Genomic DNA, 20242 nt, shown 5'->3' with positions numbered 1-20242 from the left:
TGGCAGTTGGCCACATTCTACCAATACGTACTGGGATGTGTCGCATAGACAAGAATTTGATAGCCTCCTACTATTTTGGAGGATTCACATGACAACCAATGCCCAGGCGAAGCTAGCTGCACGGTATGGCGCACCGGAGATTTCACCGCTCCAACAGTGGAATGAGACGATCGACCAACTGCTCGAGCACCGCAGCGTACGAGCGTTCACTGATCAACCTCTGCCCGACGGTACGATTGAGGCCCTGATTGCCGCAGCACAGTCAGCCTCTACGTCATCCAACCTCCAAGTCTGGAGTGTTGTCGCGGTTCAAGATTTTGACCGGAAAAGCCGTCTCTCAAAGCTCGCTGGAAACCAAACCTACATTCATCAAGCGCCTCTATTCCTGGTCTGGCTTGCCGACTTGTCCAAGGCTTCGCGCGTTGCAGAGCAGCATGGGGTTGAGCTGGAAGCGTTGCCTTACCTGGAAAGCTTGCTGCTGGGCACCATCGACGCAGCGCTGGCAGCGCAGAATGCTGTTGTAGCTCTGGAGTCGCTTGGCCTGGGGAGTGTTTACATCGGCGGCATCCGTAACGACATAGAAGGCGTTGCCAAAGAGCTGAGACTACCCCCACAGGTCTATCCCGTTTTCGGCCTGTGCGTTGGCTACCCATCCACTGAACGACCTGCCAAGGTGAAGCCGCGACTGCCTCAGGAGGCAGTGCTCTACCATGAGGTCTACTCAGCTGTGGGCGAGCAGAATGTCATTGCTGAATATGATGAGCGCCTTGGTGCCTTCTACGATCGGGAGGGGATGAAGGCTGGTAGCTGGTCAGAACAGGTAGTCAGCAGACTAAGTAACGTTTCGAGCCTGCATGGGCGCGAGGAGCTTTTGGGTAAGCTGGCGCGAATGGGCTTTGGGCTGCGCTGAGAGTTGTAGCTTTTGAGAGTGACTTGATAGTCGAGGAGCCATCATCAAATCAAAGTGATCCGGCGCGATGAGTACGACAACACAGCCAGCCGCTTGGGATTGCAGACAAAAGAAAGCCCGCTGCTAGGCGGGCAAGGTCTATCACACGTAGGGATGGCTTCAGAGTCTCCCAACCCCCGTGAAAATTGAGTGAAGGAAACTGAATCAGATGACTGCCGGCATTGTCAGGATGATCTTTCCGACATTGAGTGAAGCTTCCATTTTCCGGTGGGCATCCGCGGCTCGCGCCAATGGGAAGGTGCTATCAACCACAGGCTCGAGACTGCCTCCTCCCTCAAAGCGATCGAGCCAATGTTCGCGAAAGCGCCTGACCATCGCATGCTTTTCAGACTGTGTGCGGGACTTCATCACCGTGCCGATGATCTGCAAGTGCCAGGAAAGGACGTCTGCCAGCGTGAGGCCAACGTCGCCACCTCCACCCAGGATACCGACCTGCACCAGGCGGCCACCCTTGGCGAGCGACTCGATATTCTTGGTGAAGTAGGGTTCACCTACAAAGTCGATGATGACATCGACACCTTGCCCATCAGTGTGCTGCCCGACGACCTGGGCTAGTCCTTCCCTTTGTAATCGAAGGTGAAATCGGCCCCCAGATTCTCAACCCGGGACAGCTTTCCAGCCTCGGCGGTAGCGAAGACTTTGGCACCAGCGGCGTAAGGAAGCTGCACAGCTGCCGAACCAACGCCACCAGCAGCGGCATGGATGAGCACCGACTCGCCCTGTTTCAGCTTCGCCAGGTGGATCATCACCTCGTGAGCCGTCACTTTGATGCTCCGGCATCACCCAATCATGAACACGCGTTTCCGGAGACCGCTTTTGAGCGCCTGCGGCTGGCACTCGATGCTGGCGCCGTCATCAGAACATGGGTGTGGGACATTCTGGAAAGCCGGCTAACGGCCAATGAGCGTTTTTCACGAGCATTCGGGCTGCCGGCGGAGAATTGCCTGGCAGGCATTCCGATCGAAGAGGCATTCTCCTCAATTCACCCAGATGACCGTGATCGTGTCTCCGCCGACATCCAGGAAGCGATGAGTCGTGGTGGAGCATACCGGTGTGAGTACAGGGTGCGGCAAGAAGATGGTAGCTATCGGTGGATCGAGGCAAATGGCCGCGCCGAGCTCAACTCAGAAGGCCAAGCTGTACGCTTCCCTGGGATTCTCATGGACATCGAGTCACGCCGCTCTGCCGAGGCGGAGCGTGACAGGATGTCAGCCTTGCTCCGGACTTTTACTGCTGCAGTGCCTGGAGTCGTCTACGCCAAAGACTTGGAAGGCCGGCTCCTTGTTGCCAACCATGGAGCTACCCAGCTCATAGGCAAGCCACCAGAGTTCTATCTAGGCAAAACCGATTTGGAAGTTCTGGAAGACAAGTCTCAGGCACGCCAAATCATGGAAACTGATCAACGCGTGATGCATGGCGGGAAGGCCGTGCAAATTGAAGAGCGTGTCGACATGCCGGATGGCACTGCTACCTACTGGCTTTCGATCAAAGCTCCTCTTTGCGATGAGCACGGCAGGGTAATGGGGCTCATTGGCTCATCCATCGATGTTACCGCGCGAAGAAATGCCGAGTCGGAGCTTTTACAGCTCAATCGCACCTTAGAAGCGAGAGTCGAAGAAGCCGTGGCCGAGCGAGAGGCAGCCCAGGCAGCGCTCCGGCAATCGCAGAAGATGGAAGCAGTCGGGCAGTTGACCGGGGGTATCGCTCATGACTTCAACAATTTACTGGCAGGCATCACCGGAAGCCTGGATCTAATCAAGCTTCGATTGAAGCAGGGGCGTGTCTCCGATGTCGAACGGTACCTGACGGTGGCCCACGGGGCGGCCCAAAGAGCTGCATCCCTGACTCATCGGCTCTTGGCTTTCTCTCGTCGCCAGACGTTGATGCCCGTTCACATCGATGTGAACACCCTCATCAGAGATATGGAGGAGCTGATTAGCCGGACAGTGGGGCCAAAAGCCCAGCTCAAGGTGGAACTTAATGCAATTTCGAGTACCTGTCTGGTCGATCCGGCCCAGGTGGAGAACTCGCTGCTGAACCTGTGCATCAATGCTCGTGATGCCTTGGAAGGTGGAGGTTCTATCTCAATCAAAACGTATAACGAGGAGCTGGCGCTTGGCACAGAACTGGATCCGGAGCTTGCACCCGGAACCTACTTCACGATTTGTGTTTCCGACGACGGTGTCGGCATGAGTCCAGAGACGCTTACTCGAGCATTTGAACCGTTCTTCACGACAAAACCTGTCGGGGCAGGCACTGGGCTTGGCCTGTCCATGATTTACGGCTTCGCCAAACAATCAGGAGGCCAGGTCAGGATCGAGTCAGAGGAGGGCAACGGAATCCGGGTGTACCTTCAGCTACCCAGTCATGAAGCTGAGGCCGCTGCTTCAGCTCGCTCCGAGCCATCGAATGAGTCGCCAGTGATTTCGTCAGGAGAGACAATACTGGTTGTAGATGACGAGCCCTCCGTCCGCATGTTCGTGAGTGAGGCCTTGGGTGGCTGCGGGTACATCGTGATTGAGGCGGCTGACAGTCTTGCCGGCCTTCAAATGCTCCGCTCGGATACCCGCATCGATCTACTTGTGACAGACATTGGCCTCCCCGGTGGAATCGACGGCAGGCAGATGGCCGATACTGGCCGTGGTACCAGGCCTGGGCTGCCTGTCTTGTTCATGACTGGGTACGCGCAGCCGCATGTCCTGGACAACGCTCAGCTGGAGCTCAAAACGGCTGTCCTGACCAAACCATTCGCACTCGAAGCATTGACGCTGCACGTTAATGCCTTGCTTAGGGACGGCTAAGGGCCTACTGCTGTATAGAGTGCCTGCAAAGGTGAGGGGTCGACTACGATCAACCTCACCCAAAATGACCGCACATGGGAGTGGAAGTCATGCAAATGGTACCCGTTCGATCGTCAGCTATCACAGCTGTAGGCTACGATCCAGACACCCGCAGAATGAAGATCGCATTCAAGCAAGGTCGCACCTATGACTTCTGCGGCGTGCCTCCGGAGGTTCATCGAGGGTTGATGAGTGCCGGATCTGTGGGAGCTTATTATGATCGGGTGATCCGCGACCGTTATCAGTGCTGATCGTCAGCCAACTGTTGCCCATCGTCTAGGGTTTCCCCGCGACAGCGTTTGCAATAGTGGAGGTGATAGTGACCTTGAGCTTCCAAAAATGAAGAGAACACTTCTGGGAATGGCGGAAGCAGGCGAACCATTGCTAAGGGAAGCGCTAGAAGCAATTCGGGCCTACAACGAAGCACAGGCTCAAGCGCGGCCTGCAGCAGAAATTGAGCGCCTTCGCCTTGAAGCTGATCATCTGTATCAGACCGTGATCGACTTTCAGCTGCACAAAGCCGGCACTTTACGCCGGCAGGTGCACTAGCGTTAGCGGTGAAGGTCGGCCAAGCTCTTTGGCCACGCTGGTTGATACGTCATGCTGACTACGGCCTGCTTGGTAACAGCAAACACCCCAACGATAGCATTCACGTTGTCTGAGCCTGTTAGTACGTGAAGGCCAACTCGGTCTGCACTGAAGTCTGCTCCCCGGGTTTAACTGCGCGGGACTGGCGGCGACCAGGCAATTGAATTGTGCTTGAATCTTCCAGCTTGATGCTCAGTCCAAGCAAGCCACCATCATGCTGAAGCTCATCAAGCTCGGCTCGCATTTTTGACATCAAGTCCGATGCTGACCTTCCAGTGTCCTCGCTTAGTGTCAGCGTGAGAAGCGTCAACGGGCTCAGCTCGAGCCGACTGCTGATCTGTTCAAGCTTGTCCAGAGTGATGCTTGATTTCCCTAATTCAAGCTTTGATAGGTAGGTGCGGCTGGTCGTGTCAGCAAAGTCCCGCTGTGTGATATTACGCTTGCTGCGCAGTGCACGAAGCACGTTGGCGAAGGAGGCTTTGAGCGTCATGCTTCGTTCTCTGCGTTTTTGGCCATTTTGATAGGGGGCTACGTATCCTGCCTTTAGCCTATCATGGCTGGAAAATGATCACTCGCATCTAGAGGCAACACCGCACCGCCTGTTCGCAGCGCAGAAGCAATTTGAGATTAAGAATATGCAGCGAAAAAATCAGCAACCAGCCCTCCCTGATGACCCTCTCTATCAGCAAGCCATAGAGGCCATGAAGCGATACGATCAAGCGAAAGCGGATGGGAAGCCTGAGGCTGAGGTGGAGCGTCTTCGTATCGAGGCTGAGCACGCATTTCAGACAGTCACCGATTACCAACTCGAAGCGCTCGGGGGCCTGTCTCCGACTCGGCACTAGGACTGATCGACTAAGTACCGGGGCTCCATCACAGGGCATAGGTTTCGTGCTGCCATCCTTGCGTCAAACAAGCTGGCGCTTTAGGGCAACTGGATTGCCTTAAGGGACATGACTCCGATGAAAGATGCGTTTCAGGTAGGATGGCAGAGCCTCTGCAGCCCAGCTCGGGACTGCATCTGACCTGCTTGAGATCCACCTATGAACGGACACTCGAACACCTTCATCGACCTTGATCGTACTTTCTCCAAAATCCCCTTCGACTCTGATGCGTCCGACGATATTGATTTGAGTGGTCGCCATAGCAGGAGCGGAGACCTTCGCTGGCCAGACCTGCTTCAGCACCGCCGAGTCATACTGCTGTCCGAGGCCGGATCAGGCAAAACCGCTGAAATCCGGAATGTCACTCGTCAGCTCCGCAGCGAAGGGAAGGTGGCCTTCTTTCTACGGATCGAGAACGTCTCCACGGATTTGGAAGACGCAATCGAGGAAGGTGGGTTCGATGAGTTCGAAAGCTGGTTAGATTCGGGCACCGAAGGTTGGCTGTTCATGGATTCAGTGGACGAAGCTCGGTTGAAAGATCCGAGGGATTTCGAGCGCGCAATCCGTAAGATTGGCCGTTTGACTCAACGCTTAGGGGCCCTGGCGCACATACTCATCACCGGGCGGAGCACAGCGTGGCGTGCCAGGACGGATCTAGTGATCTGTGAGCAGAGCTTTGCCTTTGAGCCCATAGCCCAGCAAGCACCTACTTCTGAGTCTGATGTGCTTGCCGACTCAGCGCACACGGTATCAACAAAATCGAAGTCAGGTGTGTCGTTCCTCGTAGTGACTCTCGACGACATTCATGGGAAACAAGTCGAGCAGTTCTTAGCCGCCACTGGCGTCGAAGATGGCAAAGCATTTCAAGCTGAACTTGAGCGTAGGGATGCATGGTCACTGACGACGCGCCCCTTGGACTTCTTGGAACTCGTCGATTATTGGCAGACACACCATCGTATAGGCTCGCGCCTGGAGCTGATGAAAAGCAGTATCGATCGTCGCCTGGAAGAGCGAGACCAAAATCGCGCCGAGATCAAGCCTATCGCACCAGAGAAGCTTCGCGAAGGCGTCCGTCTCATAGCTGCCGCGACTACATTTGGACAGATTTCTGCCGTCCGCGTCCCCGATGGCGACGCCAACAAAAAGGGTATTCCAGTTCGATCTATCCTTAAGGACTGGAATGACGCAGACGCTGGTGCTCTGTTGACCCGCCCGATTTTCGAGCCGGGCATTTATGGAACGGTTCGCTTTCACCATCGCACTGTCCGTGAATACCTAACAGCGGAATGGCTTCACGAGCTAATTCGAGATGCAGCCTCTCGCGTCAAGATCGAGAATCTGTTCTTCCGCACCCAATACGGACTGCAGGTAATCAACCCCTCGCTGCGTCCAGTCTTGCCTTGGCTGGCGCAATTGGATAATCGCATTTGCGCACGGCTGGAAGAGGTTGCTCCAGAGGTATTCTTCGAGGGTGGTGATCCAGGCCAGCTCCCATTAACTACTCGCCGGAACGTACTGCGTAAAGCCTGCGAGCAGTTGGCGCAGCCGGCGCATAGCTGGTCGATGACTGACTACTCAGCGGTGCAGCGATTCGCGCACCACGATCTCACTGAAGACATCAAAGACTTGCTGGCGCTCTACAGTTCCAACGACGATATCACCTGGTTCCTTCTGCGAATGGTTTGGCAAGGGGAGGTCATAGGAGCACTCGCAGAAGCCAAGCAATTTGCCCTCACCGCAATGCACAAACACACGCGCATAGCCGCCATCCGCGCCGTGATGGATTTGGGTACTCCCCAGGACGTCGCAGAAGTGCGCCAAGGGTTGTTGGTCGGTGACAAGGAAGTCAACCGGGAATGGTTGGCAGAGCTCGTAGATAACTTGCCGCCGAACCACGGCTCACTTTGTTGGCTGCTAGAAGCGATCGGACGTGCCGCTAAGAAGGAACGATACAGCGGCAGGGACAGCCTTGCGTTGAACCTGTCATCCTTCGTTGCAGACTTACCACTGGAGCTTCTCCCTACCTTCATCCAAGGGCTAGGAGAGCTCTTGGCCAAGCCGCCTACCAAAGATCACGGGTTCATTACCATCTCGAAAAGGTACATCTGGCTTGCCGAAATTGCTGGTCAATGTGTGCTCCGACTGATCCATGAGCGAGATCCCTTTGCCCTCGATGCAGCCGCCCTAGGCATCTTGAGCAAGCTCGCTCTAGCCCATGCCTACGATGAGAGGGATATTCGAGAGCTAGGCGAGAATCTCAGAGCAACCGTGCCCACTTGGCCTGAACTGGACTACAAACTCTTCTGGTATGACGTTGAGGTTGCCCGGAAGGGGCGCATGCATCGCAACGAAGCGGTAATCGACGTCTGGCAACTGATCGGCTTCCGGCCATTTTGGACGTTGAACAGGGAGAGTTTCAGTCTCGCCTGCGACCAGATTGTTAGCCTCGCTGACTTTCAAGATCGCCACATGGCGATGAGTATGGCCGTTGAAATCTTCAAGCAGCATGGTAGGCCGGCTGAGTGGGAGATTCTGCTTCGGAAGGCCACTGAATGTGACGCCGAGTTAAGCAACAAGCTGGAGCTCATGTTGAATCCTCCGGCGCGACAGGTCGAGGCATGGGAGATACAGCAAGCCCAGTGGAAAGAAGAAGCGGCCCAGCGAGAAGATGAGGAAGCGAATCGACGTCGCGAGTGGCGTGAAGGGCTTGCTGCAGATGTAGAGTTGATTAACAGCCCCGAGCCGGGCGTGATGACTCGCCGTCAAGCTTATCTCCTGGAGCAGATGCGTGATGGTACGTCATCCTCAAGCACATGGAGCAACGGCAACTGGCAGTCACTCGCTCCAGAGTTCGGAATGCCGGTCGCTCAAGCGTTTCGCGAGGGTGTAATCAAATTCTGGAGGGGCTATTGCCCGCAGCTCCCATCCGAAGGTGCCCCGGCGAATACCACTCCTTACCAGGTGATTCTGGGGTTGACGGGGCTTGCTATCGAAGCCAGGGAGGAGTCGTCCAGTTTCCTCCAAATGTCTTGTAGGGATGCAGAGTATGCCGTTCGATATGCCCTGCTTGAACTGAATGGCTTCCCAGAGTGGCTGCCTAAGCTTTTCGAGCTGCGGCCGGAACCGCTTCTAGAAATCGTGGCGCGTGAAATCTGTTACGAGCTGGGTCAGCCATACTCGGACTCGGGTGGCAATCATGTCCTGCGTAGACTCCGCTACGGTGGCGAATGGCTGTACGAAGCGCTGTCGACTTCGATTATGGCCCGCTTGGCTCAGCGTGTGGAAACCCTAGAATCCCTTCAACTCGTACTGAGCGTCGTAGTGGAGTCCACGGTCAGTGATCAAGCACTGGCAGAGCTTGCCAGCGAGCGTGCGATCGCAGAGAGTGACCTGGATATCGCACCGTCATGGTTTGCTATCTGGATTGGGTCAGAACCAGCTAAGGGCATTCCGGCACTAGCAGCGCGTATCCAATCACTGCCTTCAGATGAGGCAAAGGCGCAATTTGCCATGCTCTGCCTGATCGCTATCGTTGGTGGTCGCAATGCACGCCGCTGCCGCCAGAAATACAAGACCATAGAGCATGCCAAAGCGCTTTATTTACTGGTCAACGAGCACGTGCGAATCGCAGATGATATCCATCGTGAAGGAACAGGTGTCTACTCGCCTGGTCTGAGGGACGATGCCCAGTACGCTCGAGACGGGCTCCTCGCGTTCATTCGAGAGACACCAGGAAAGGAAGCGTTCCTGGCCTTGGGGGAAATTGCCCATGCTCATCCTGCTGAGAGCCTTCGCCCCTGGAGTGCTTTTTACGCCCAGCAGAAAGCCACGGCCGACTCGCAGACACCGCCTTGGCCGACAGAAAGGGTCATTGATTTCCATAACTCGCTGGAATGCACTCCGTCCACGCACAAAGAGCTTTGGAACCTAGCGATCGATCGCTTACTGGATTTGAAGCACTTGCTGGAAGAGAGTGACTCAAGCTGGGCAGAGCTTCTGTTGCCTTCAAGTCAAGAAACCTCGGTTCGCAAATACATTGGTGACTGGTGCAGAGAGCGCGCTGCAGGCCGCTACAGCGTAGTCCAGGAAGAACAGCTTGCGGACGACAAGCGACCTGATTACAGGTTCCTGAACACCCAGTTTGATGCCCCCGTACCGGTCGAACTGAAGCTCTCGCAGAACTGGAGCGGGCCGAAGCATTTCGAGCGACTTGAGAATCAGCTATGCGGGGATTACCTTCGCGATGACAGGTCGAGCTGTGGAATCTTTTTGCTTGTCAGCCGAGATGATCAAACCAGATGGGAGACCCCAAAGGGTGATCGGGTTGGGTTTGACGGCTTGGTATCAGCCTTGCAGGAACACTGGTTGAGTATCGCCTCTAGATATCCTGGCGCTGAGGACATAAAGGTCATCGGCATCGACCTTACCAAGCGAGGAGGACAGGCAGCAGCTAAAGCCATCAAGGCCAACCAGGTGGAAGCCGGCCTGAGTGAGGAGGGGTAAAACCTTGGCCGATCTTATTGAAGGCGAGCGTCGATTCAGACGGCTGCTTTGGGCTCTCTCCGATCTCCGCCCTGGCGACCCTAAAGCTGTAGCTGTCCTTCAGGAGCTGGATCTGGTCGAGCGCGAACTTTGCGACGTGTCCTTGTCCTGCAAACATCTCCTCGACCTGGTCACTAAATCTCCTCGATCCTCAGGCCGCTTGGTTGGTCGTTGACGAGCATGCGATCCCGATGCCTTGGCGGGAGCGATTCGCCCAAGCGAGCATCGGGTCTACCCGAGTTGCCACGGGCCCGTATTTCGATGATTTGGAAAAATTCGTGGAGGAATGGGGGAGGGAGATGACTCATCTTCAGGCGCATCGTGATGCGGCCCGTTCCGACTGAACTTTCGCATCTATTGCTGCAGCCACCTGATGACGAGCCCACAGGCCCGGATTTGTAACGTAGTTTCTGGAATGTAACATCGACAACGTTACATTCCGAAAACCGCGTTACAAACCATGAGGTTGGGCTTTTAGGGTAGAGCGCCGCATTGCTTCGGCTAGGTGCTCTTTGAGCTTTTCAATGCTCATGACCTCGGAGCCACGATGCACCACCGCATGGCAGTTCGGGCACAGCGGGATCAGATCCTTTATAGGATCAAGCTTGTACTCTGCGCCGATCGTACTAAGGGGAACGATGTGGTGGACATGGATGAGCCCTTCGGCAACCTCGCCATAAACCAGTCCGAAGTCAAATTTGCACGCATAGCAAACCGCTTTGTAGTGATCGATACATGCTGCCCGAGCCTGAGCGCTGCGCTCATATGCATTAACCTTTACCTCGCGGACGGCGCCCTCTAGGTACAGTTCGGGCTTACCGACCTCTTCAGGGAGTGCTGGCATCGGTGGCTCGTCGCACGCAAACCACTCGCCATCCTGCTTCAGTAGCCACTCACGAAGGATGGAGCGCTCAAAGTCTTTGATCTTTGCAGGGCCCGCACCGTCTTCATCCTGGCGCTCATCTGAGTGTGTAATCTTGAACGTATAGAGTTCGTATCCTTCCTCTCCAACCAGCCTGAGATGCTCCACGCTCTGCGGATAACCATGGTTACGACGCCCATTCTCGATTTCCCAATCCTCGCTGAGGATCAGTGTACGACCGCCACTTATGTGGATATCCCATGCGCCAAAAATGATCTTGCGCTCTTGGTGATTCACAAACGACCAGCTCCAATTCCAATTTCTGCATGTCGCTCCCAAGGATAGGATGAACGCTTTGCGGTTTGGGTAGTACGGAGTGGTCATGCGCAGATCCTGGCGTGGAGAACCGAAAGGGTGGTGAGGGACGTGCGGAACGTGACGGAGTCGACAACGTTAGCGCTTCGCTTATAGCATCAGGCCACATGGCCATCAAAGCGCCATGCAAAAGCACTTCGCCAAGGAACGTCGACTGTGATCACAAAAATCCGTATCCGTGGGTACCGCATCTACAAAGATTTCGAGCTCAAGCCCAATCCGGGCGTAAACATCCTGGTCGGTGACAATGACGCCGGGAAGTCCACATTGATGGAGGCCATTTCGCTGGCGCTGAACGGCCGTATAGGTGGACGGGGGATCCTCGAAGAACTGAATCCACACTGGTTCAACACTGAAATGGTGGCTGAGTTTCTCGCACTTCGGAAAGCAGGGAAGACGCCTAAGCTTCCGGAGATCCTGATTGAGCTTTATCTGCAAGATGTAGCTGATTTGCAGATGCTACTCGGCGCGGTGAATGCGGACGTGCCTACCAACGTGTGCCCGGGGGTATTCCTCTCCATTTACCCGAACGAGGAATATCAGGACGAGCTGGATCAGTGGCTCAAGGATCCTTCACACCTGCTGCCCGTTGAGTATTACACCTACGAATGGCGGTCGTTTGCTGACAACGAGCTCACTCGGCGCCCACGGGCGCTCTCGGTGGCCACGATCGATTCTCGGACGGTCAAGTCCGCTGCCGGGGTCGATTACCATCTTCGGCAAATTCTGAGCGATCACCTGGAGTCAGCCGAGAAGGCGCAAATCTCGCTGGACTATCGAGGCGTCAAAGCATCCATGACTGAAGGGGCGCTGGCGCCGGTGAACAAGCGGCTTGCGGGACTTGGCGCTGCTCTACAGTCTGAGCCTATGGCTCTGGCTATGGATCAGACCTCTCGAACAGCCTGGGATAGCGTAGTGACGCCCCACGTCGATGGCCTTCCATTCGCGATGGCTGGTCAGGGGCAGCAAGCCGCAATCAAGATCTCCCTCGCGATGAAACGGCATTCTTTAAGCGTGAAAATCGTGATGATCGAGGAGCCTGAAAACCACCTCTCACACACCAGTCTCACGACTCTGCTCGATCGTATTGAGGATTTGGCGACAGAGGAGCAGCAGCTCTTCATCTCTACCCATAGCACTTACGTTTTGAATCGTCTCGGCCTTAACGCTCTGCTACTGCTCCACCGCAACAGCGCCGCGAAGATCACGGAACTCGATCCAACAACGGTGAGCTATTTTCAAAAGCTCCCGGGCTACGACACCCTCCGCCTCGTACTGGCGAGAAGAGTAGTCCTGGTTGAAGGGCCATCCGACGAGATCATTTTCGAACGTGTCTATCAAGATCTCTACGGGGCTCGCCCAATGGCCCATGGCGTTGATGTCATCAGCATGCGCGGGCTAGCACTGGCTCGGTGCCTAGAGCTTTGTGCTGCCATCAACAAGCCGGTCGCTGTAATGCGAGACAACGATGGCATTGATCCAAAAGAGCTGCGTGAACCAGTTGAGAAGTGGCTGGAAGCGAAGCGCAGAGATCTGTTCATCGGCGACGTTGTCCACGGCAAAACGCTAGAGCCGCAACTCATCACCGCCAACGGTGAATCTCAGTTACGGAAGACGTTGGGCATCAAAGACTCAGCCGACTTGCTGACGTGGATGACACGCGAGAAAACGGAAGGGGCGATTCGCATCGCCGAGTCTGACGAAGCCCTCAGCCCACCTCCCTATATGAAGGCTGCGGCGGAGTTCATTCACAATGCCTAACCATCTGACCCTGGCGGTCGCCGGCGGGAGAAAAACCCAGGGCCTCGTAGATCACTGCAAAGGATTGCCCAGTGATCGCCGCGTCCTTGTCGCCACGTTTACCCAGACAAATCAGCAAGAGCTTTCCCATCGGCTTCGAGCACAGGCTGGTGATCTCCACAACATCGAGGTGTTGGGTTGGTACACGTTTTTGCTTCGCCACTTTGCGAAGCCGTTCCTGCCGGTGAAATTCCCCGGTGAACGGGTAGGGGGCTTCAATTTCGAAGGGCGCCCTTACAGGTTCGCCAAGGGCAAGCAAAGGTTCATGGATGGAAGCAACCAGGTCTACGGCTGCGAGCTCGGCCGCCTGGCGCGCGAGCTAATGGCAGAAACACCTGCGTTGCTTCGTCGCCTAGAGCATCTCTACGACGAAATTCTGATCGATGAGGTTCAGGATCTGAGTGGGTACGACTGGGAGATCATCCATGATCTGCTGCAGTCCCGAATCGACGTTCGCATGGTTGGTGATGTACGCCAGGCCGTCCTGTCGACCAACCCGAGGGGGCAGAAGAATAAGCAGTATGGCTATGCCGGCGCTCTCGAATGGTTTCAGGAGCGAGAGCAGGGTGGGCTGTTAAGTATCAACTACGCGACAGTCACCTATCGGTGTCGGACGGAGATCGCAACGTTCTCTGACACCATTTTTGATGAGTCTTGGGGTTTTCCCGGCACCACCTCGGAGAACCACGAGGTCTCTGACCATGACGGTGTTTTCCTGGTGCACTCGAAGCACGTTGACCAATACGTAGAGCGGTACCGGCCGCAATGCCTTCGTGCCACAGTGGCATCGGGGAAGGAGTTCACCCTCGACTTCATGAATTTCAAGGTCTCTAAAGGCGCTACGTTCGAGCGTGTGCTAGTCGTGCCTACAGGGCCCATCGCAGCTTTCATCCAGAAGGAGACCTGCCTTGAAGCTATGTCTGCGGCCGCGTTCTACGTAGCAGCAACGCGTGCAAAACAGAGCCTGGCGATCGTGATCGATAAGCCGGGCAAGTCGACTCTGCCGGTCTGGGAACCCTGACTATTTCGAGAGACAAATGGAAAGGGTGATGCCCATATCGGCGCCACCCTTAATAGACGGGCTACCTTGTAGCCCGCTGATCCTCAGTATGTGGCGTGCCGCCAAACGCTCTAAGATCGTAGGCCTGTCGCAGAGCAGCTTCATCGCTCGAGTGCACCCGAGCCTGAGCGAAAGGCATGTTCAGAAAACGCCGGCGCTCGTCATTTCCGAGCTCCGACCAATACCTCACCTGGCCCGACTCATCTGGTACTCCAAACTCGCCAAGTAGGTAGCCCTCCAGGGCTGTCAGACGCTGCTGGCCGTCCAGCAGCACCTCGCTATTGATCGCAAACGCTCCAGCGCGATCGGCATACGCGTACCAGTCATTTACTAGGTACGAACCAAGTTCTGCCCCCATCCAAATCGAGGTGATGAATCTGACCTTCTGCTCGTCCGTCCATACAGCCGGCCGCTGCCAGGGGGCGAGGGGATGACCCATAGCGAATCGTGTGGCCCATGGGTATTGAGCGCGTGCTTTGGCAGGGTCAGCAGTGAATTTCTCAAGGTTGGAAGCGAGCGTGTTCACCTGGTGCATGTAGAGCGTGGTTTCGAGCTGCTTTTGCGGCATACGTATGCAGTTGGAATCGTCGGCGCTACTGAAAATCTGGAATGCTACGTAATGAGAAGACATTTGATCTTGAAAAAACCTTAAATTAATTTAGGATCGCGCGTGGCGTGCCTTTAGACACTGATGCGCTTTTATTAAGGCCAAGTAAGATAGCATGGTTGCAGCAAAGAAAAACTCAAAGACGGCAAGCTTGAAACATCCCCAAATAGGCACATTGATAAAAATGTTCTTTATACGGTACGTGAACCCACTTTACGTACCATGTAAAGAACATCCAGAATGGGGCTATAGAATCCAAATTTATTTTTTCGACCCTAAAAAATTACTAACCATATATCAAAGTGAAGTCAGTGATAGGTTGGTGTTTGCAGCACTTGAAAGCGGAGCGCGCAGGCCTCTGGCCGAAGGCGTGAGGATGGCAGCCCGTAGGGCCAAGACGGCTGCGCAGCTGCGGCTTGGTTCACAACAGCCGTCCCCACAGGGGCACGCTAGAAATGTGCTTGGAAATGAAGGGCAGGGCACATGACCGTCAGAGCTAAATCAACCCTCAGCCCCCGTGTTAGAGCGTTTTCGGTGAGCAGGATCCACCAGATCTTTCACAGCTTCACGGCTGCGTAAAACCTGCTCCCGGATTTCCTCGGGATCAATCGACATCCCGCCGCGGTAAGTGGCCCTCAAGGTTTTGAGCTGATTGAGTGCATCGATGAACTCGCGCTCACGCCTTATCTCGCCTTCTGGCCTATGATCCGGAAAGAGGAAGTCCCAGATACGAAACATGAAATCCATGACGCAGGTTGCCTCGTGGCGGAGTTGAGCGGTGGCTGATCTTAGATGATGAAAGAGCCTGAAGCCAACTGTTGAGTAAAATGCTAAACATCAAAGAACCTCATTCCGCCCGTCGGCGACTGCGTACTTAGACCAACCTGTGTACTACGGTTAATCAAGGTTACCTCACCTCAGCTCTGGTCGACTCAAAGAGGTTCTTCACCCATCAATTCCTTCCAGCATCTTGTGACTCAGCTGTCTTGCGACAGATAAAGCGACCAGCAGCAAAGACAGCGATTGAGGATCATGAGATGGCCAACATTCTCATCAAAGCTGCCCGACATGCTAAAGCGGTACTCCACGTTGCCGGAATTGAGGTGGCACACGCGAAACTTCAGGAAGTCCTTGCTGCGCTCCTTGGCTACCACACCTACAGGGCACTCAAACACGAAGAGCATGATCAAGAGCTTGAGCATCATCTGTCCGATGCAGAGTTCATCGTTCTCAACCAGGAGCTTGGCGAATGCCGTGCTGCTGAACTGTTCGAGCTCCCGGGCGAGGTGATGCCCAAGTGCATAGCGGCGCTGGAGCAATGCCTGCCAACTCAGGTTCTTCCAAGCGTGGACGCTTACCTTGAGCGCCATGGAATGAACGCAGTAATCGCAGCTTTGACAAACAACACGCCAGAGGGATTGCACCTTGGGCCAGATTGGAGTTCGAGGTACAAGCTGAGCCCTGACCAACGCCTGGCATTTTATGAGCCAATCTGGGAGGCGCGTCGTTCATGGCAGGTACATGTAGAAGTCTCATTGCAGCGCATTTCACCTGACACAAAGCAGCGAAAAATCAATGTGCTGCTCATTCATGAGAAAGCAGGCCGCTCTGGATTGCTCTTGAGGGGAGTCAAGCCAGTCAAAGGTAGCAGGACGGGTATTCAATGCACCCGAATGGATGTGCAGGTTCAAAGGGATGACGGCTCAGTGGTACGGCCCTGGGCAGTTGCGGTTCTCGATATCCCCTCTGGAATTACCATTGGAAGCGCTGTCTCGTTGGACGACACCCCAGACCGTCAAGCGGTCAACGCTTTGACCGATGCGCTTAATTCGACTGCGCTTCGTGACAATGAAGGAGCGAGTGAAAACGAAGCCTATGGCATTATTCAGCTTGATATAGGTGACTCATTTAATTCAGAACGCTTTAAAAGAATAGCGTCAGAAGCCGGAATTGAAATCACCCACTATTATAATCGCACCAATCCAATGCGCGGACAAATAGAAGCTCTTTTTCATAAAATTTCGAGATCAATAGGCATGAAGCAGCCGAACCTGCACCGCCTTAAGCCTAATTCAGATTCAGATTCAGAAAGAATGACGATTGAAGATCTCAAGCAGCTCTTCAAAAAGAGCTGAGGTCTTACTTCAAGTGTTTGCTCCTCAGTGCACAGGAGGAGGGTGCAGGCCCTCCTTTCTGGCTTTAAAGAATCCAAGCGCACTATTCCCTGGGAAGCGCCTGGGGTACCCGGGCACGGCGGAAAAGTGGGACGGGGACGTACGGTGCCACGATGCGGCCTCTCTGCTCTGAGCGCTAAATCTTAAGTGTGTGCCTCAATAGGCATCCATTGCGGATGCGCTGGCGCGATAACTGACCTCACCACGGCAATATTCTCTAAAAAACGGTGCGTGCAGGTCGGCGGCCTGACGATGTGAGGATAGAGGCCAAGTAGGGCGAGCCGCCCGGTGTTTGGCGTTACGATTGGAAAACTTAGACCTCCGTGAACGGCCCTTTGGATAGCATGACAGGTGTTAGGCGCCGGATCTGATCAGCCGCTTGTGAGATCTCAGGGTTATCGGATGTCTTTGCCTCATCTGCCAGCATCTCTCTAATCGTTCTTAAAATATTCGCAAGGGCTCGCATATCAAGGGTGCCAGATGAGTGCTCCCTGGGAAAGAGGCTGAGAGCTGGCAAGGGTTGCATGGCGTCAATATTCATATAATTCAGATAGCGCTCGAAGGCTTGACCAAAAGCACGTGGCAACGGCCTAAAACCACCACCTTTGCGTTGGATCTCCTGCCAAACACCATCAATATTCCGCTTGAATTGATCAATGCGGCCTGGACTGGCTCTATTGCCCAGCACTAGCCACATGGGGCGTAGCGAATGTCGAGCGATCATCAAATACATCGATATTACATGGATAGTATGAACGCTCCGATCAAGGCTCTCGATTGCCTTCAACATCCAACTCAGGATTTCGTCGGAAATGAATCCTCGATCCTTTAGGGCTCTAAACTCGAGAGACTCGGGGGGCTTAGCGGCTACGTTCTCTCTATTGACCGATACGTCCCTAAGATAGAAATCTAGGAACTGCCTCACGCACTGAATCTCCTGTTGCGTCACATTTCGCTCGACATCAGGGTCGCTCCCGACACATTTGACTTTGAAAAGAGCCCAAGCAGGGTTGATCGACCAGTCTCGGAACTCATTCGCTGGGTTTCCCACAAACCTAGGTTGTCTGCTATCGGTTGTCCAGTTGCGCGGTGGGCTTTGAAGAAATTTGCAATAACGCTCATAGTCCGCACGCGTCCAATCAAGCAAGCAAAGCTCGTTCGCAAAGCTCCAATTGAGCATTTTTTCCAGCGCGACGATCCGGCGGCCATACTGCAGGTGAGAATCCAACGGACTCCAATTATGGGCCAGCCAACTGATAAACCGTTCTGTGTACCAAGTGCAAATGAATGGCTGACAGACGCTACTAATCTCATGGAGGCGGATCGAGACTTGGAGATTTGCTAAGGCGTTAGGCTGATCGCTGGGACACCAATACATGTACGGAGGGAAGATCGGGAATGGGATGAACGGCCGCGCCATTGGTACACTCGCGAGCTAAAATTTTGGGGCATTGAACTAGCTATACCAGATGAGTCGCGCATTGGCCAATCTGAGAGTGGAAATGATGAAACGGGGTTTTATGAAAGGACAGCCTGAGGAGCGGTATGAGGATGCCATCGCAAACGACTGATTTTACGTCGAACGGGGTTTCTTGGAATTCCGACCGGGGATTGGTGGAAGTGGACAGTCAGCAACCGGAGGTTGAACACCCACAATTTAACATAATATGCATTATGCGCACTTTTATATATTTCACTTGAGTCGTAACCCAGGTACATTGCAGCACGCGCGATCCTTCTAGGATGGCCAGACTGTCGAAGTAATTCTGTACCTACATCTAGAAGTAACCGGGGTTTAGAGGCTGTCTTCATCGAAGAACCGAAATCGCTTCTCAAAAATCAGCACCTCTCGGTTCAGCCTTGTCAAGATTCTCGATGGCCCTTACTTTTTGCCCTGTACGTTGCACTACGTTAATGACCCACGAATCTGATGATCGACTCAACCCGAAACTGCTTTGACTAAGGCATTTCACCGTGGCTAGGAACGAGTGTCGAAGACGGAGCTACCGTAACTATGAAATCACATCGAGAAATGCAGCGGCGATTTTCTGACAAGAGGTTTAAGGCGCTCTCGGAACTAATTTCGGGTGTTCGGCGCAACGTGAATTGAATTTGATGGTTTGCTGGACGCGCTTCGAATGCTCAAGTGCCAGACAATCTGATCACCCACACAGAAGGCGCTTAATCTCTAGGCTGCCTTTGGCCAACCCTCAATGAATGCCATAGAGATCGCCGGCCCCAATACCTCGCGAAAGGCAAATCCCACAGAGCACCTGTAACACGTGCTTTACTTGCAGAACCTCAGCGCCTATGGGATCCCGTTGATCGAGCGTCATGCCTGGTGCCCCTCACAAAACCCAACCGAAAGCTTGAAACACCGATTTTCGCGTAGTTTGGGTCGTGGATGACTCAACAAGGCTTCACCAGAATGGATCTTAGTCTGGGGCCCGATGATCTGAATAAAACCAGAAAGCCCGCGGTTCAGCTTGAAAAAAACCGAGTTATCCTTATGATGGGCAGAGGTCTTTCTTTATGTACTAAGGCCGCTATGGCTTCCCGCCTCTCTCTATCTGAGCTCTTATTCCCAACTCAACTAAATGAATATTTAGTTGAGTTATCCTTATGCATCAAGTGGATACGAGCGCTCTACTCTACTCGCCGTCTACTTTTCTGCAGCTACTACCGAAGAATTTCGTTTCAGTAAATTTATTATTTCTCTGGGAGAAAAATCATGTTTAGTGGCTAGCGCGTCTAGCTCCAGTAAAAACCTGAGTGCCAAAGCTACTTCTTCTACCTCTAGCATGTCACAGGCCTTTTTGTACCCGGTCGCTACCTCCCTCTCAAGTTGAAAAAGCTGTGCTATCTGGGCCGTTTTGAAATCAGATCTGCTCGTCATCTTCCCCTCCGTGAAGTCACCGCTTGGGTAGCCAGCTCGGTCTGTCCACGCCGTGAGAGGCAAACACCTCTGCCATGCCAAAGAGATGCTTCATTTTGTACAGGGTTTCACCTGCGAACCATCGAGCATCGAGATCCCCTCTCAAGACCAGCAGCTCAATGACATCAGCAGCAGTCATGTGAGACCTCTTCATGAGCTTGGTCAGCTCCTGTATGAACTGCTGTTCTCGCTCATGCAGACCATCCTCCTGGAGGGCTTTGATCTCCTTCTCCAAGTCACTGATGCGCTGCTTGGCCTGCTCGATAGCGGCTAGGCGGTGCGGAGCGTTCATGGGGCTGACACCACTCGGTTTTTTTTCAGTAATGACCCATTGGTCGGTATTTTCAGGACGCAGGCTGATCATCCGTAGCTCGATCACACTCCAAACTGTATCTGACGCCAAGGAGAACCGTGATGAACCAACTAATGAAAATGGGTGGCGGTAACGTCCAGGATGACTGGCCTGAGCTGGATCCGGGCCAGCCTGACGATCGGGTGGACGACCCGGATGCTGACCCGAATGTCACCGACGATGAGGAAAATCGTCCAGGCGTACCAGCAAGCGATCCCGAGTCAGGCGCTTGACCTTAGGGAGCGGGCAAAAG

The 20242-nt window shown here is 54.2% G+C and carries 18 protein-coding genes; 10 read left to right on the top strand and 8 right to left on the bottom strand.

The annotated features are described in order from the left end of the window. Positions 1-88: 88 nt before the first annotated feature. Positions 89-910, top strand: coding sequence for an oxygen-insensitive NADPH nitroreductase (gene nfsA, locus IWW33_RS24110; protein WP_174141202.1), 822 nt, complete (start codon positions 89-91; stop codon positions 908-910). Between the two features lie 204 nt (positions 911-1114). On the opposite strand, the gene IWW33_RS26785 is transcribed toward nfsA, so the two are convergent. Next, positions 1115-1474, bottom strand: coding sequence for a zinc-binding dehydrogenase (locus tag IWW33_RS26785; protein ID WP_348635202.1), 360 nt, complete (start codon positions 1472-1474; stop codon positions 1115-1117). 47 nt (positions 1475-1521) lie between these two features. Further along, the gene (locus IWW33_RS26780; protein WP_231386189.1) at positions 1522-1734 is read right to left on the bottom strand and encodes a hypothetical protein; all 213 of its coding nucleotides are present in this window, start codon (positions 1732-1734) and stop codon (positions 1522-1524) included. Here IWW33_RS26780 and IWW33_RS24100 point away from each other — a divergent pair. From IWW33_RS24100 to IWW33_RS24090, 3 genes are all read left to right on the top strand, one after another. Further along, positions 1723-3771: a PAS domain-containing protein gene (locus tag IWW33_RS24100; RefSeq protein ID WP_348635194.1), complete on the top strand. Its 2049-nt coding sequence runs from the start codon at positions 1723-1725 to the stop codon at positions 3769-3771. The two genes, IWW33_RS26780 and IWW33_RS24100, sit on opposite strands and share 12 nt — an antisense overlap. 74 nt (positions 3772-3845) lie before the next feature. After that, positions 3846-4061: a KTSC domain-containing protein gene (locus tag IWW33_RS24095; RefSeq protein WP_348635193.1), complete on the top strand. Its 216-nt coding sequence runs from the start codon at positions 3846-3848 to the stop codon at positions 4059-4061. A gap of 88 nt (positions 4062-4149) precedes the next feature. After that, positions 4150-4359: a hypothetical protein gene (locus IWW33_RS24090; protein WP_138217796.1), complete on the top strand. Its 210-nt coding sequence runs from the start codon at positions 4150-4152 to the stop codon at positions 4357-4359. A 118-nt stretch (positions 4360-4477) separates the two neighbouring features. Here the strand turns inward: IWW33_RS24090 and IWW33_RS24085 are convergent, their stop codons facing one another. Continuing rightward, the gene (locus tag IWW33_RS24085) at positions 4478-4888 is read right to left on the bottom strand and encodes a helix-turn-helix transcriptional regulator (RefSeq protein ID WP_138217797.1); all 411 of its coding nucleotides are present in this window, start codon (positions 4886-4888) and stop codon (positions 4478-4480) included. 145 nt (positions 4889-5033) lie between these two features. Here IWW33_RS24085 and IWW33_RS26775 point away from each other — a divergent pair, with 145 nt between their 5' ends. Further along, entirely contained in the window at positions 5034-5243 is a 210-nt protein-coding gene (locus IWW33_RS26775; protein WP_231386188.1) for a hypothetical protein, read from the top strand. A gap of 198 nt (positions 5244-5441) precedes the next feature. Continuing rightward, positions 5442-9785 carry a hypothetical protein gene (locus IWW33_RS24080; RefSeq protein WP_196914412.1) on the top strand — a complete coding sequence of 1448 codons (4344 nt, stop codon included), beginning with the start codon at positions 5442-5444 and terminating at the stop codon, positions 9783-9785. A 490-nt stretch (positions 9786-10275) separates the two neighbouring features. Here the strand turns inward: IWW33_RS24080 and IWW33_RS24075 are convergent, their stop codons facing one another. Then, a complete protein-coding gene (locus IWW33_RS24075) occupies positions 10276-11070 on the bottom strand; it encodes an HNH endonuclease (protein ID WP_196914411.1) in 795 nt (264 codons plus the stop codon). 147 nt (positions 11071-11217) lie between these two features. On the opposite strand from IWW33_RS24075, the gene IWW33_RS24070 reads away from it, so the two are divergent. Both IWW33_RS24070 and IWW33_RS24065 read left to right on the top strand, forming a co-directional pair. Beyond that, positions 11218-12822 (top strand): AAA family ATPase, encoded by a 1605-nt coding sequence (locus IWW33_RS24070; RefSeq protein ID WP_196914410.1) that lies wholly within the window; start codon positions 11218-11220, stop codon positions 12820-12822. Further along, positions 12815-13882, top strand: coding sequence for a UvrD-helicase domain-containing protein (locus IWW33_RS24065; RefSeq protein ID WP_196914409.1), 1068 nt, complete (start codon positions 12815-12817; stop codon positions 13880-13882). The genes IWW33_RS24070 and IWW33_RS24065 overlap by 8 nt, the downstream gene beginning before the upstream one ends. 61 nt (positions 13883-13943) lie before the next feature. Here the strand turns inward: IWW33_RS24065 and IWW33_RS24060 are convergent, their stop codons facing one another. Both IWW33_RS24060 and IWW33_RS24055 read right to left on the bottom strand, forming a co-directional pair. Further along, the gene (locus IWW33_RS24060) at positions 13944-14552 is read right to left on the bottom strand and encodes a DUF262 domain-containing protein (RefSeq protein ID WP_196914408.1); all 609 of its coding nucleotides are present in this window, start codon (positions 14550-14552) and stop codon (positions 13944-13946) included. A 477-nt stretch (positions 14553-15029) separates the two neighbouring features. Then, entirely contained in the window at positions 15030-15275 is a 246-nt protein-coding gene (locus tag IWW33_RS24055; RefSeq protein WP_196914407.1) for a hypothetical protein, read from the bottom strand. Between the two features lie 290 nt (positions 15276-15565). Here IWW33_RS24055 and IWW33_RS24050 point away from each other — a divergent pair, with 290 nt between their 5' ends. Beyond that, a complete protein-coding gene (locus tag IWW33_RS24050; RefSeq protein WP_196914406.1) occupies positions 15566-16663 on the top strand; it encodes a hypothetical protein in 1098 nt (365 codons plus the stop codon). Positions 16664-17015: 352 nt separating this feature from the next. Here IWW33_RS24050 and IWW33_RS24045 read toward each other — a convergent pair whose 3' ends face one another. Continuing rightward, entirely contained in the window at positions 17016-17930 is a 915-nt protein-coding gene (locus tag IWW33_RS24045) for an integrase (RefSeq protein ID WP_174141199.1), read from the bottom strand. A 1684-nt stretch (positions 17931-19614) separates the two neighbouring features. Beyond that, positions 19615-20001: a hypothetical protein gene (locus IWW33_RS24040; protein WP_174141198.1), complete on the bottom strand. Its 387-nt coding sequence runs from the start codon at positions 19999-20001 to the stop codon at positions 19615-19617. 50 nt (positions 20002-20051) lie between these two features. On the opposite strand from IWW33_RS24040, the gene IWW33_RS24035 reads away from it, so the two are divergent. Beyond that, positions 20052-20222 (top strand): hypothetical protein, encoded by a 171-nt coding sequence (locus tag IWW33_RS24035; RefSeq protein WP_158621136.1) that lies wholly within the window; start codon positions 20052-20054, stop codon positions 20220-20222. Positions 20223-20242: the final 20 nt, after the last annotated feature.

Source organism: Pseudomonas sp. M2, from assembly GCF_015751845.1.
In the GTDB taxonomy this organism is placed as follows: Bacteria; Pseudomonadota; Gammaproteobacteria; order Pseudomonadales; family Pseudomonadaceae; genus Aquipseudomonas; species Aquipseudomonas putida_E.
The sequence above is the reverse complement of the archived record's forward strand: the minus strand, read 5'-3'. Positions and strand labels throughout refer to the sequence as shown.

Excerpts from the sequence above, each read along its gene's own strand:
- IWW33_RS24040 (WP_174141198.1), bottom strand. The coding sequence starts at position 20,001 with ATGATCAGCCTGCGTCCTGAAAATACCGACCAATGGGTCATTACTGAA.
- IWW33_RS24060 (WP_196914408.1), bottom strand. The coding sequence starts at position 14,552 with ATGTCTTCTCATTACGTAGCATTCCAGATTTTCAGTAGCGCCGACGAT.
- IWW33_RS24090 (WP_138217796.1), top strand. The coding sequence starts at position 4,150 with ATGAAGAGAACACTTCTGGGAATGGCGGAAGCAGGCGAACCATTGCTA.
- IWW33_RS24065 (WP_196914409.1), top strand. The coding sequence starts at position 12,815 with ATGCCTAACCATCTGACCCTGGCGGTCGCCGGCGGGAGAAAAACCCAG.
- IWW33_RS24075 (WP_196914411.1), bottom strand. The coding sequence starts at position 11,070 with ATGACCACTCCGTACTACCCAAACCGCAAAGCGTTCATCCTATCCTTG.
- IWW33_RS24055 (WP_196914407.1), bottom strand. The coding sequence starts at position 15,275 with ATGGATTTCATGTTTCGTATCTGGGACTTCCTCTTTCCGGATCATAGG.
- IWW33_RS24085 (WP_138217797.1), bottom strand. The coding sequence starts at position 4,888 with ATGACGCTCAAAGCCTCCTTCGCCAACGTGCTTCGTGCACTGCGCAGC.
- IWW33_RS24095 (WP_348635193.1), top strand. The coding sequence starts at position 3,846 with ATGGGAGTGGAAGTCATGCAAATGGTACCCGTTCGATCGTCAGCTATC.
- nfsA (WP_174141202.1), top strand. The coding sequence starts at position 89 with ATGACAACCAATGCCCAGGCGAAGCTAGCTGCACGGTATGGCGCACCG.
- IWW33_RS24035 (WP_158621136.1), top strand. The coding sequence starts at position 20,052 with ATGAACCAACTAATGAAAATGGGTGGCGGTAACGTCCAGGATGACTGG.
- IWW33_RS24050 (WP_196914406.1), top strand. The coding sequence starts at position 15,566 with ATGGCCAACATTCTCATCAAAGCTGCCCGACATGCTAAAGCGGTACTC.
- IWW33_RS26775 (WP_231386188.1), top strand. The coding sequence starts at position 5,034 with ATGCAGCGAAAAAATCAGCAACCAGCCCTCCCTGATGACCCTCTCTAT.
- IWW33_RS24080 (WP_196914412.1), top strand. The coding sequence starts at position 5,442 with ATGAACGGACACTCGAACACCTTCATCGACCTTGATCGTACTTTCTCC.